At 52.9% G+C, this 12832-nt stretch carries 8 protein-coding genes and 4 pseudogenes; all 12 read left to right on the top strand.

Annotated elements, in window-relative coordinates; all coding sequences use genetic code 11:
- Nucleotides 1-45: 45 nt before the first annotated feature.
- The 12 genes and pseudogenes from secA to A0V43_RS13375 all read left to right on the top strand — a co-directional run bounded on the left by secA (nucleotide 46) and on the right by A0V43_RS13375 (nucleotide 12657).
- On the top strand, nucleotides 46-2559 hold the full coding sequence (gene secA, locus A0V43_RS13430; protein WP_060788269.1) for a preprotein translocase subunit SecA: 2514 nt from the start codon (nucleotides 46-48) through the stop codon (nucleotides 2557-2559).
- Between the two features lie 92 nt (nucleotides 2560-2651).
- Nucleotides 2652-3756, top strand: a protein-coding gene (gene prfB, locus A0V43_RS13425; protein ID WP_013146416.1) for a peptide chain release factor 2 whose coding sequence is annotated in 2 segments (ribosomal slippage) — nucleotides 2652-2726 and nucleotides 2728-3756 — 1104 coding nt in all. Because the reading frame shifts where the segments join, the coding sequence is not laid out codon by codon here.
- Nucleotides 3757-3867: 111 nt separating this feature from the next.
- Entirely contained in the window at nucleotides 3868-4128 is a 261-nt protein-coding gene (locus tag A0V43_RS13420) for a hypothetical protein (RefSeq protein WP_014196753.1), read from the top strand.
- Entirely contained in the window at nucleotides 4097-4330 is a 234-nt protein-coding gene (locus A0V43_RS13415; protein ID WP_063193308.1) for a type II toxin-antitoxin system RelE family toxin, read from the top strand. Before A0V43_RS13420 ends, A0V43_RS13415 begins: the two co-directional genes overlap by 32 nt.
- A gap of 279 nt (nucleotides 4331-4609) precedes the next feature.
- Entirely contained in the window at nucleotides 4610-5473 is an 864-nt protein-coding gene (locus tag A0V43_RS13410) for a YitT family protein (RefSeq protein WP_013146413.1), read from the top strand.
- A 61-nt stretch (nucleotides 5474-5534) separates the two neighbouring features.
- Nucleotides 5535-5869: pseudogene (gene cccB, locus A0V43_RS13405) on the top strand (cytochrome c551).
- Nucleotides 5870-6129: 260 nt separating this feature from the next.
- Nucleotides 6130-6824 (top strand): annotated as a pseudogene (gene ftsE, locus A0V43_RS13400) (cell division ATP-binding protein FtsE).
- Nucleotides 6805-7698 (top strand): permease-like cell division protein FtsX, encoded by an 894-nt coding sequence (gene ftsX, locus A0V43_RS13395; RefSeq protein WP_063193307.1) that lies wholly within the window; start codon nucleotides 6805-6807, stop codon nucleotides 7696-7698. The pseudogene ftsE and the gene ftsX overlap by 20 nt, the downstream one beginning before the upstream one ends.
- Before the next feature lie 24 nt (nucleotides 7699-7722).
- Entirely contained in the window at nucleotides 7723-9021 is a 1299-nt protein-coding gene (locus tag A0V43_RS13390) for a murein hydrolase activator EnvC family protein (RefSeq protein ID WP_063193306.1), read from the top strand.
- A 199-nt stretch (nucleotides 9022-9220) separates the two neighbouring features.
- Nucleotides 9221-9454 carry a transporter gene (locus A0V43_RS13385; protein WP_063193305.1) on the top strand — a complete coding sequence of 78 codons (234 nt, stop codon included), beginning with the start codon at nucleotides 9221-9223 and terminating at the stop codon, nucleotides 9452-9454.
- Between the two features lie 262 nt (nucleotides 9455-9716).
- Nucleotides 9717-11356 (top strand): annotated as a pseudogene (gene merA / locus A0V43_RS13380) (mercury(II) reductase).
- A 589-nt stretch (nucleotides 11357-11945) separates the two neighbouring features.
- Nucleotides 11946-12657, top strand: a pseudogene (locus tag A0V43_RS13375) (pirin family protein).
- The last annotated feature ends 175 nt before the right edge of the window (nucleotides 12658-12832 follow it).

The raw sequence follows: 12832 nt of genomic DNA, 5'->3' as shown, positions 1-12832 counted from the left end.
GATATGATGAAGAAGTGAGTCCATGAAAAATAAGGAGCGTTTCCTATGCTTGGAGTCTTAAAAAAAGTATTTGACCCGAACAAGCGTCAGTTGGCAAGGCTCGAGAAAATTGCGGATCAAGTGGATGCGCTCGGTCCGGAGATGGCCCGACTGTCCGATGAACAGCTGCGGCAAAAAACCGAGGAATTCAAAGCCCGCTACCAACAAGGCGAATCGCTCGATGATTTGCTTGTTGAGGCGTTTGCCGTTGTGCGCGAAGGGGCGAAGCGCGTCCTTGGCTTGTACCCATATAAAGTGCAAATTATGGGCGGCGTCGTCTTGCATGAAGGCGACATCGCCGAGATGAAAACTGGGGAAGGGAAAACGTTGACGGCGACGATGCCCGTCTATTTGAATGCCTTGACGGGGCGCGGCGTGCATGTCGTGACAGTCAACGAATACTTGGCGACGCGCGATGCGACGGAAATGGGCAAATTGTATGAGTTTTTAGGCATGACCGTCGGCTTGAACTTAAGCGGCATGTCGCGCGAGGAGAAGCAGGCGGCGTACAACGCCGACATTACGTACGGGACGAACAACGAGTTTGGCTTTGACTATTTGCGCGACAACATGGTGCTCTATAAAGAGCACATTGTGCAGCGGCCGCTCTATTATGCGATCATCGACGAGGTCGACTCGATTTTGATCGATGAAGCGCGGACGCCGCTCATCATTTCCGGCACGGCGCAGAAGTCGACCAAGCTGTATGTGCAGGCGAATGCGTTTGTCCGCACGTTGCGCAAAGATGTCGATTACACATACGATGAAAAGACGAAAAGCGTCCAGCTGACGGAAGAAGGGATCAACAAAGCGGAGCGCGCGTTTGGCATCGACAACTTGTTCGATTTGAAACACGTTACGCTCAACCACCATATTCAGCTGGCGCTGCGGGCGCACGTGACGATGCAGCGCGATGTCGACTACGTCGTGCAAGACGGAAAAGTGATCATCGTCGACCCGTTCACCGGGCGCTTGATGCACGGCCGCCGCTACAGCGATGGGCTTCATCAAGCCATTGAGGCGAAAGAGGGGCTCGAGATTCAAAACGAGTCGATGACCTTAGCCACGATCACGTTCCAAAACTATTTCCGCATGTACGAAAAATTGGCGGGGATGACGGGGACGGCGAAGACGGAAGAGGAAGAGTTCCGCAACATTTACAACATGCGCGTCGTCGTCATTCCGACGAACCGCCCGGTCATCCGCGAAGACCGTCCGGATTTGATTTATCGGACGATGGAAGGGAAATTCCGCGCCGTGGTCGAGGACATCGCCGCCCGCCATGCAAAAGGGCAGCCCGTGCTTGTCGGCACGGTGGCGATCGAAACGTCCGAGATGTTGTCGGAGATGCTCAAAAAGCGCGGCATCCCGCACAACGTCTTAAACGCGAAAAACCATGCGAAAGAGGCGGAAATCATCGCTCAAGCCGGGCAAAAAGGCGCGGTGACGATTGCGACGAACATGGCCGGGCGCGGGACGGACATTAAGCTTGGCGAAGGGGTCAAGGAGCTTGGCGGGCTGGCGGTCATCGGCACGGAGCGTCACGAAAGCCGGCGGATCGACAACCAGCTGCGCGGCCGCTCGGGGCGTCAAGGCGATCCTGGGGTGTCGCAGTTTTACTTGTCGCTTGAAGATGAATTGATGCGCCGTTTCGGCTCGGAAAGCTTAATGGCGATGATGGACCGCCTTGGAATGGACGACTCGCAGCCGATCCAAAGCAAAATGGTGACAAGGGCCGTCGAGTCGGCGCAAAAGCGGGTCGAAGGCAACAACTTCGACGCCCGCAAACAGCTGCTTCAATATGACGATGTCCTGCGCGAACAGCGGGAAATCATTTACCGCCAGCGCTATGAGGTGCTTGATTCCGACAACTTGCGCGGCATTATCGAAAAGATGATCCAATCGGTGATCGAGCGCGTCGTCAACGCTCATACGCCGAAAGAAGAGGTTCCCGAAGAATGGAATTTGAAAGGGCTCGTTGAGTATCTCAACGCCCATCTGCTTCCGGAAGGGGATGTAACGGAAGCTGACTTGCGCGGCAAAGAGCCCGAAGAGATGATCGAGCTCATTTGGGCGAAAGTGAAGGCGCGCTATGATGAGAAAGAAGCGCAAATCCCGCCTGAACAGATGCGCGAGTTTGAACGTGTCGTCGTCTTGCGCGCTGTCGATATGAAATGGATGAACCATATCGACGCGATGGAGCAGCTTCGCCAAGGCATCCATTTGCGCGCCTACGGGCAAGTCGACCCGCTGCGCGAATATCAGATGGAAGGCTACGCCATGTTTGAGGAGATGATTGCGGCGATTGAAGAGGAAGTCGCCACCTATATTATGAAGGCGGAAATTCACCATAACCTTGAGCGCCAAGAGGTGGCCAAAGGCGAAGCGGTTCACCCGAAAGAAGACGGCGAAGAACCGAAGAGAAAACCGGTCCGCAAGGCGGTGCGCGTCGGCCGAAACGACCCGTGCCCGTGCGGGAGCGGGAAAAAATATAAACATTGTTGCGGAAGAGTGGTATAACCGTTATAAATAATAAAGGGAGGCTCGGCCTCCCTTTTGAATGGCAGACATTCATCGTTGGCATACTATATTGATGATGAGGTGAGGACAACATGATCGATTTGGTGGAAATCAAGCAAGAGCTTGAGAAAATGGCTAAGCGATTAGCGGAAATCAGGGGGTCTCTTTGACCTCGAAGCGAAGCAGGCGCGCATTCGCGAATTAGAAGAGCAAATGGCGGCGCCCAACTTTTGGGATGATCAAAAGGCGGCGCAGGCGGTCATTTCCGAAGTGAATGCGCTCAAAGATCTCGTCGAGGAATTTTCCTCGCTTGAAGAACGGTTTGACAACTTGGAAGTGACGTACGAACTGCTCAAGGAAGAGCCGGATGACGAGCTCCAAGCTGAGCTCGTCGAGGAAGCGAAAAAGCTGATGAAAGACTTCAGCGAGTTTGAGTTGCAGTTGCTGCTCAACGAGCCGTACGATCAAAACAACGCTATTTTGGAGCTCCACCCGGGCGCGGGCGGCACGGAATCGCAAGACTGGGCGTCGATGCTGTTGCGCATGTACACGCGCTGGGCGGAGAAAAAAGGGTTTAAAGTCGAGACGCTCGATTACCTCCCGGGCGAGGAAGCCGGGATTAAAAGCGTCACGCTGCTCATTAAAGGGCACAACGCCTACGGCTACTTAAAAGCGGAAAAAGGGGTGCATCGGCTGGTTCGCATCTCGCCGTTTGACGCCTCAGGCCGCCGCCATACGTCGTTCGTGTCGTGCGAGGTTGTGCCGGAATTGGATGATAACATTGAAATTGAGATCCGGCCGGAAGAGCTGAAAATCGACACGTACCGCTCAAGCGGCGCGGGCGGGCAGCACGTCAACACGACCGACTCGGCCGTGCGCATCACCCACTTGCCGACTGGCATTGTCGTGACGTGTCAGTCGGAGCGGTCGCAAATTAAAAACCGCGAAAAAGCAATGAACATGTTGAAGGCGAAGTTGTACCAAAAGAAACTCGAGGAACAGCAAGCGGAACTTGCCGAGCTGCGCGGCGAGCAAAAAGAAATCGGCTGGGGCAACCAAATTCGTTCGTACGTCTTCCATCCGTATTCGCTTGTCAAAGACCATCGGACGAACGTGGAGGTCGGCAATGTGCAAGCGGTGATGGATGGGGAAATTGATGTGTTTATTGACGCGTATTTGCGTGCGAAGTTGAAGTAAAGGGCGATCATCGGATCGTCCTTTTTTTCGCTTCAAAATCGTGTTTTGGCCTTTTGACGCATCTATGCTTTCGTGATACGCTGAAGGTAATGATAAGGAAAAAGGAGGGCGATGGCTTTGGCTGTGCGCAAACAATTGCTTTACGAACTGATTGACCGGTTGGATGAAACGGATCATCAAACAGTGTACGATTTTTTGATGTACTTGCTTGATCGGTCCAGAAAGGAACGAATGGTATGGGAGCGGATTGACGAAACAGATGAAGAAGAAGCGTTGACGGAAGAAGAGCGCCAGCAGCTGCAAAGCGATGAAGGATATATCACCGGGGGAGAAGCCAAGCGTGAATTCGGGCTACAAGTTGATTTACCGTAAGGCTGCAGTCAAATTCATCGCTCGTCAAGACAAAGATGTTCAAGAACGATTCGCTTTCGGGCTGCAAGGTCTGCTTGCGATCCCGCCGCAGGGGGATATTAAAAAGTTGAAGGGGCAGGATGGATTATATCGGCTGCGGGTCGGAACATATCGTGTTTTGTTTCGCATCGATCATGAAGAACGAATCATCTATATAAGTTGAAACTTTGTTTTACATCCAGTAGAGCGCCCGCCGCATTCTATCAAACTGACTTGTATGAAGGAAAACAGAATCGAGCAATCGGAAAATCTTTATTACAACTTATATATATTGAGGCGATCGGCAACCGCGGGGATGTGTATTGAGGCTTGTATTTTTTGGCTAGGGCGATCATCGGATCGTCCTTTTTTCCTTTAGCATAGCATACCATTATCGCGTTAATCGGCTGTCATTTACTTGCCAAAACGGGCATGCTATACTCACAGAGGAAGGTGGGGAAGCATGCGGAAGCGAAGAGAGAAGACCATGCCTCCTGCGGTGGAGGCGGCTTTGGAGTATGCGTATGTTCTGATCGGCGCGGCGATCGTCGCTGTGGCGTTTAACGTGTTTTTGCTGCCGAACCGGATCGCCTCGGGCGGAGTTAGCGGCATCAGCACGATTATGCACGCGTTGTTTGGCATTCAGCCTGCCTACGTCCAATGGGCGCTCAACATTCCGCTCTTTATCGCTGGCGTTGTGCTTTTGGGCCGGCAGTTTGGCGTGAAAACGTTTGTCGGGACGGTGTTTTTGCCGCTGGTCGTCTATTTGACGAAAGAGATGGAGCCGGCGACGACGAATCCGCTTCTTGGCGCGATCTTTGGCGGCATCGGCGTCGGGCTTGGCCTCGGCGTTGTCTTCCGCGGCCGGGCGTCGACCGGCGGCACCGATTTGGCCGCGCAAATCATCCATAAATATACCGGGCTGTCGCTTGGCATGTGCGTCATTTTGATCGATGGCTTGATCGTGTTGACCGCGGCGTTTGTGTTTGATATTGAACGGGCGCTCTATGCGTTGATCGCGTTGTATGTGACGAGCAAAACGATCGACCTCGTCCAAGTCGGGCTTGGGTATTCGAAAATCGCTCTTATTATTACGAATGAAGAAGAAAAAGTGCGCCGCGCCATTTTGCACGAAATCGACCGCGGAGTGACGCGCTTGCCCGCGTATGGCGGTTACACGGAACATGAGCGGCCGGTGTTGATGTGCGTCGTCGCGCAATCGGAGTTCACGAAATTGAAACAATTGGTCCGAACCATTGATCCGACAGCGTTTGTCATCGTTGCGAACGCCGCTGAGGTGCTCGGCGAAGGATTTCAACGTACGTAAAGCGGAAGAAATCGGTTATAATAAAGGAGAATGAAATTTTTGTTTTCTGGGGGAGTTCGCCATGAAATGGAAATTGGCTGCGATGTTCCTTGGCGTTTCGCTCGCGCTTGCCGCGTGCGGCGGTGGCGGGGACAATGCCGGGGAGAAAAACGGCGGCAGCAACGGCGGAGGGATACAGCAGCGGCTGCCGAGCAAATTTTTAAACAAAACTGTGCGTCCTGTCATGGACAAGACCTGTCGGGCGGGGTCGGCCCGAACTTGCAAAAGGTTGGAAGCAAGTATTCCAAAGATGAAATTAAAAACATTATCGCCAACGGCCGCGGCGCGATGCCGGCAGGAATCATTAAAGGGGAAGACGTCGACAAAGTGGCGGAATGGCTGGCTGCGAAAAAATAATGGACGGATGTTTCTGACTCTTTGAAAGGAAAAGATCGTTTCATTCAAGGAAGGTGCACCGCCTTGTTCGCTTAAGAACGGGGCGGTGTTTTCTGTTTTTGCATCTTTTATCCTAGTTTCTCCATTGTTCCCCATTTGAAATATAAATGTAAAATTCGACAATAGAAAATCGTGTTATAATAATCCTTGCGGAATTTTGCAAGATTCATTCGAAACAGCTCGAGAAATGGCAACAGGGAAGTCGAAAATAGGTGATGATGATGATTGAAATGCAAGATGTATACAAAACGTATCCAAACGGCGTTGTGGCGTTAAACGGCATCAACGTCCGCATCAAGCAAGGAGAATTCGTCTATGTCGTTGGACCCAGCGGAGCTGGGAAGTCGACGTTTATTAAGATGATGTACCGCGAGGAAAAGCCGACGAGCGGGACCATTATGGTCAACGGCGTCAACCTTGCCAAACTCAAAGACAGCAAAGTCCCTCTTTTGCGCCGCCATATCGGTGTTGTGTTCCAAGATTTCAAGTTGCTTCCGAAGCTCAACGTTTACGAAAACGTTGCCTTTGCCTTGGAAGTCATTGAAGAATCGCCGAAAGTGATCCGCAAAAAAGTGATGGAAGTACTCGACTTAGTCGGCCTCAAGCATAAAATCCGCTCTTATCCGAACGAACTGTCCGGGGGCGAACAGCAGCGCGTCTCCATCGCCCGCTCAATCGTCAACTCCCCGAAGATCGTGATTGCCGATGAACCAACAGGAAACTTGGACCCGGAAACCTCATGGGGCATTGTGGAGCTGTTTGAAAAAATCAACGACCGGGGAACGACGATTGTGATGGCGACCCACAACAAAGAGATTGTCAACGCGACCCGGCGGCGCGTCATCGCCATCGAAAACGGGAAAATCGTCCGCGACGAGGCGAAGGGGAATACGGCTATGACGCTTCATACGTTTAAGCGCCACGTCCGGGAAAGCATCAAAAGCCTTGGCCGCAACGGCTGGATGACGTTTGCCTCCGCGAGCGCCGTCACGGTGACGCTTTTGCTTGTCGGCGTCTTTTTTGTCGTCATGTTCAACATCAACCATTTTGCCCAAAAAGTCGAAAACGATGTCGAAATTCGCGTCCATATCGAGCTGACGGCCGACAGCCGGCAAAAAGACGCTTTGCGCCGGCAAATTGAAGCCATTCCAAACGTGAAGGAAGTGCGCTATTCATCGAAGGACGAAGAGCTGAAGCGGCTGATCAAAAGCATGGGGGATGAAGGCTCGTCGTTCCGCTTATTTGAACAGGACAATCCGTTGAGCGATGTATACGTCGTGAAAGCGGCCCATCCGCAAGATACGGTGAAAATCGCCAAACAAATCGAAACATTGCCGTTCGTCCATAAAGTCAATTATGGCCAAGGGACGGTCGAGAAGCTGTTTGACGCGCTGAAAGTGGCGCGCAACGTGGGGCTCGTGCTCATTCTCGGATTGTTGTTTACGGCGATGTTTCTCATTTCCAACACGATCAAAGTTACGATTTTCGCCCGCCGCCGCGAAATTGAAATTATGCGGCTTGTCGGGGCGACGAACGGGTTTATCCGCTGGCCGTTCTTTTTGGAAGGGTTATGGCTTGGAATGCTTGGCGCTCTCTTCCCGATCGCGGCGCTTTCGATCGTGTACTACAACGTGTATCAAGTGTATGAACAGCGCGTTTCCTTGCCGTTTTTTGAACTTCTTCCGTTTTCGCCGTTTATGTGGCAGTTGAGCGCACTGCTCTTGGTGATCGGCGCGGGCATCGGCATTTGGGGAAGCGTCATGTCCGTGCGCAAGTTTTTGAAAGTATAAGAATCATAGGGAGAGGGGAAAGCGATGAAAAAGAAAAACATGATGGCGCTCGCGGTCGCCGCGGCGCTCGGCCTTGGCGTTCTGCCGCCGGCGGCGGATGCGGTCAGCACTCGTGATATCGAACAAAAGCGAGGCGAGATCGACGCGCTTCGTTCGAAACGGTCAGAGGTGCAGGAAAAAATCAGCGAGGCGCAAAAAAACATCGAAGCCCTTCAGTCGCAGCAAAAACAAGTCGCCAACGATATGGAAAAGCTGAACATGGCCATTGAGGAAACGAGCGGCAAAATCCGTAGCGTCAGCGCCGATATTGACCAAACGGAGCAGGCCATTGACCAATTGAAACAAGAAATTGCCGAAATTCAAGAACGGATTGAAAAGCGGAATGAAATTTTGAAGGAGCGGCTTCGTTCCTTGCAGGAAAGCGGCGGAGCGATCAGCTACTTGGAAGTGTTGCTCGGCGCGCAAAGCTTCAGCGACTTCATTGACCGGATGAGCGCCGTGACGACGATCATGGAAGCGGACCAGCAAATCATCCGCGAGCAGGAAGCCGATAAAGCGTTAAAAGAGAAAAAGGAAGCCGAATTGACGGAGAAGCGGAACAAGCTGCAAGCGGATTTGCAAGAATTGAAGCAGCTGCAGGCCGAGCTGGCCGGCCAGCTGGAACAAAAAAATCGCCTGATGGCCGATTTGAAGCAAAAAGAGGAAGAAGAGCATGATCATAAGATGGCGCTTGAAGAAGAAAAAGAACTGATCGCCAAACAAGAAGCGGCGGTGAAAGAGCAGCTTGCCGAACTCGAACGGCAAAAACGGGCCGAAGAAGAAGCGAAACAGAGAGGACGTACATATGCCTCGCCAAACGGTGGAGGAGCGTCATCAGGAGAAACGCCATCCGGCGGCAGCACGCCGCCCGTCTCGAGCGGGGCGTTTACCCGGCCGGCCAACGGACCGATCACCTCGGGCTTTGGCTACCGGTTTGGCGGCACGGACTTCCATCCAGGGGTCGACATCGGCAAGCGAGCTCCCGTTGTGCCGGTTGTCGCTGCAGCGGACGGCATTGTGTTCCGCTCCTACTATTCTAGTAGCTACGGCAACGTCATTTTCATCAGCCATGTGATGAATGGGCAAACCTATACGACCGTGTATGCTCATTTAGAAGCGCGTCTTGTTGGCGAAGGGCAGCACGTCCGTAAAGGACAAATGATTGGCTACATGGGCAATACCGGTCATTCGACCGGTCCGCATCTTCATTTTGAACTGCATCGCGGCGGCTGGAACGAGGCGAAAACGAATGCGGTCAATCCGCTTGACTATATTCCTTTCTAATTTCGAACGGTAGGTGGCATGGCGCAACTTGTCTGTCTTTTGGCAGGACAAGTTGCGTATTTTTTGATTGATTGGACATCAAGGAAATGGTTTGGCCGCACCACATCCCCCTTGACTCTGTACCTTAGTCCATCGTTTATAATGTTGAGCAAAGACGGGAACCCCCCACCCCGTCATCGCAAGGAGGGAGAACGATGGAATGGTCAAAAAATCGTTTTGGGCCGTGCTGGCACTGCTCAGCTGCCCGTGCCATCTGGCGGTTATTCTGCCGCTGTTGGCCGGAACATCGGCCGGTGCGTATTGGATCCGACACCAAAGCCTTGCCATCGGCTTGTTTACGGTTTTGTTTTTCTTTTCGCTGATGATGATGTTTGGAAAGCGAAAGCCAATGCGATCAGGTGAAAAGGAAAGCTGCGGCCTAGGAGGCTGGTGAAAAACGACTGATTTCGCCGAACCCATTGTTTTCGGCCGAAAGAGAAGCGTTGATTTTGCAAGACTTCTCTATTTGAGAAAAAAGTCCATTTTCCGAGATTTTTCACTAAATCACCGGCCTTCTAGGGAAAACGGGAAACGGCCATGAGGTGTGCTGTGTCCCCTTCCGAACGAATCATGAGGATGAGTGATATAGGTTTCATCATCGAGGATCTGAACAAAATAGGAAAGAGACATTTGTTGATAAGGAGTGTTTTTTTACCATGAAAACATACCGAATGACGGTCCAAGGCATGACATGCACGGGTTGTGAACAACATGTCGCCAAAGCGCTGGAGGAGATCGGGGCCCAGCAGATTGACGTCAGCTTCCGGCGCGGTGAAGCGGTATTCGCGCTGCCTGAGGGCACGGACGTTGACATGGCGAGACAAGCGGTCAAAAACGCCCATTACGAGCCGGGGGAAGCCGAGGAGATCGCCGTGACAGCCAGATCTGTCATCGATGGCGAGGGAGAGTATGACTACATCGTCATCGGTTCCGGCGGGGCGGCGTTTTCCTCGGCGATCGAAGCGGTGAAATACGGGGCGAAAGTGGCGATGGTCGAACGTGGCACGGTCGGGGGACGTGCGTCAATATCGGCTGCGTGCCGTCAAAGACATTGCTTCGGGCTGGTGAAATCCATGCGTTGGCGCGAAATCATCCGTTTCTCGGCCTGCATACATCCGCTGGTCCGGTTGATTTGGCGCCGTTAGTGAAGCAAAAAAATGAGCTGGTCGAGCAGCTTCGCCAAGCGAAATATGCAGACTTGATCGGAGAGTATGGGTTCGATTTCATCCAAGGGGAAGCCCGATTTGTTGGGCACCAAACGATTGAAGTGAACGGCCAAACGCTGTCGGCGAAACGGTTTTTGATCGCGACAGGCGCTTCCCCGGCTGTGCCGGATATTCCGGGGCTTCATGATGTCGACTACTTGACCAGCACGACGTTGCTCGAGCTGAAAAAGGTGCCGAAGCGGCTCGCCGTCATCGGCGCCGGCTACATCGGGATGGAGTTGGGACAACTGTTCCACCATCTCGGCTCGGAAGTGACGTTGATGCAGCGAAGCCCACGCCTGCTGAAAGAGTATGACCCGGAAATTTCCGAAGCGGTGGCGCGGGCGCTCACGGAACAAGGCATCCGCATCATCACCGGCGCTTCGTTTGAACGGGTCGAACAAGACGGGAATACGAAAAACGTGTATGTGAATGTAGACAGCCGCACCCGGGTCATCGAAGCGGACGAATTGCTCGTGGCTGCCGGGAGAACGCCGAATACGGCGGCGTTGAACTTGCCAGCAGCCGGTGTGGAAGTCGGGGCGCGCGGGGAAATTTTGATCGACGAATACACACGGACGACGAACCCGTCGATTTATGCGGCAGGCGATGTCACGCTCGGCCCGCAGTTCGTCTATGTCGCGGCCTATCAGGGAGCCGTTGCCGCGGCCAATGCCGTCGGCGGGCTGAACAAGCGCTGGGATACGGCCGTCGTTCCGGCGGTGACGTTCACCCATCCGGCCATCGCCACTGTCGGGTTGACCGAACAGCGGGCGAAAGAAAACGGGTATGACGTGAAAACGTCCGTCCTGCCGCTTGAGGCGGTGCCGCGCGCGATCGTCAATCGGGAAACAACGGGGGTGTTGAAACTTGTCGCTGAGGCCCGTACGGGCAAGCTGCTAGGCGCCCACATCGTCGCGGCCAATGCCGGCGAGGTCATTTACGCTGCGACGTTGGCGATTCAATTCGGATTAACGATCGACGACCTTCGCCGCACGTTGGCTCCGTATTTAACGATGGCGGAGGGGCTGAAGCTGGCGGCGCTTACGTTTGACCAAGATGTTTCGAAACTGTCGTGCTGCGCGGGATGAGGCCTTCGAATTGGGCCGCCGCTTCGCGGACCGTTATCAAGAGGTTGGAACTCATGGCTACTTGCAACGACGCTTAATGGGGAGCGGTCCGTTTGGCGGCGCGCTTCTCTATTCATAACGAAATGCCGGCCCAACGTTCCGATTCACTTGGCCTTGTACGATCGTGCACGGTTGATCCTTTAGGTGAGGTGATTATGTGAAACATTACCGCTTGTCCTATTTTTCATCCGTTCCAAAGTTGACAGGCAAAACGGTTTTTTCTATAATAATCTCGAATCCGAGATTTTAGAATCAATCAAATTGATGTAGAACTTCATGCTGGCTAGCCTTCCAAGGAGGCCGGTGAAAAACGTCCATTTCCCCTAATATCGATGATTCTTGAGTGGAGGGAAGAGCAACATTTATATATAAGGCTCCTCCGTTTGAGAAGCGACATGATTGAACCGCATTTCCTGTTGAATCACCAGCATTCTAGATTTTTCATGATCCGCATCGTATATATCACATGACTATGATCGCTATGGCGATCGCCGTATCAAAGAAGCATGCTCTTGGTGCTCTATTTCGATAAATGAAGGAGAGGAACAAGATGATCCGCATCGACCGGGCGTCGTCCCGATATCATGCTGATTACGGGTGGCTGAAAACATATCATAGTTTTTCGTTTGGCGAGTATTATGACCCGAGCAACATCCAGTTTGGCCCGCTAAGGGTGTTAAACGACGATTTCGTTGCGCCGCTTGCCGGTTTTGGCGCTCACCCGCACCGGGAGATGGAAATTGTGTCAATCGTGCTGAAAGGCTATTTGCAACATGAAGACAGCACCGGACATAAGGCGGTGACAACGTTCGGCGGCGTGCAGCGGATGTCGGCCGGCACCGGCATCGTCCATTCGGAAGTGAACCCGTCGGCGACGGAAGAGGTGAACTTTTTGCAGCTATGGTTTTTGCCGGAAGAGCATGGGCTCACGCCGTCGTACGAGCGGACCGAATTCCCGGTTGAGAAGATGAAAAATGTGCTGCTGCCGATTGTCGCGAAACACCCGTCCTCCCCGGGGATTGCTCACATTCATCAAGATTTGACGATTTATCTTTCCGATTTGGAAGCCGGGCATGAGCTGACGTTTACCCAGCCGGAAGGGCGGAACATCTTTGTCTTTGTCATTGGGGGATTTGACGTTAAACGGCGAGGCCCATCTCGAGCGGCGCGACGCGGCCCGCATTACGGAAACGCCGGTTCTTCGCCTCGCAACGAACAAAGGATCGCGGTTGATGCTCATCGACTTGCCAAAAGAGGGGTGAAAGCGTTTCGTTTTTGTCCGGCTCATTGGTTTGGCTTCCATTCTAGATCGTGCCAAGAAGACGAATCAAAAAGAGGCATCGTTCGCCGCCAAGGGCGAGGGGTGCCTCTTTTTTCCGCTCTGTATGAGTTGAGAAATCAACAAGGAGCGTGTAAACTAGTAAAGGATGGGCAACG

The sequence above is a fragment of the Geobacillus sp. JS12 genome, assembly GCF_001592395.1.
GTDB classification, from domain to species: domain Bacteria; phylum Bacillota; class Bacilli; order Bacillales; family Anoxybacillaceae; genus Geobacillus; species Geobacillus zalihae.
Note: the sequence above shows the minus strand (reverse complement) of the source record. Positions and strands in the feature narration are given on the sequence as shown.

Coding starts and splice junctions, on each gene's coding strand:
- secA (WP_060788269.1), top strand. CDS start 46: ATGCTTGGAGTCTTAAAAAAAGTATTTGACCCGAACAAGCGTCAGTTG.
- A0V43_RS13420 (WP_014196753.1), top strand. CDS start 3,868: ATGGCTTTGGCTGTGCGCAAACAATTGCTTTACGAACTGATTGACCGG.
- A0V43_RS13410 (WP_013146413.1), top strand. CDS start 4,610: ATGCGGAAGCGAAGAGAGAAGACCATGCCTCCTGCGGTGGAGGCGGCT.
- ftsX (WP_063193307.1), top strand. CDS start 6,805: ATGACGCTTCATACGTTTAAGCGCCACGTCCGGGAAAGCATCAAAAGC.
- A0V43_RS13390 (WP_063193306.1), top strand. CDS start 7,723: ATGAAAAAGAAAAACATGATGGCGCTCGCGGTCGCCGCGGCGCTCGGC.
- A0V43_RS13385 (WP_063193305.1), top strand. CDS start 9,221: ATGGTCAAAAAATCGTTTTGGGCCGTGCTGGCACTGCTCAGCTGCCCG.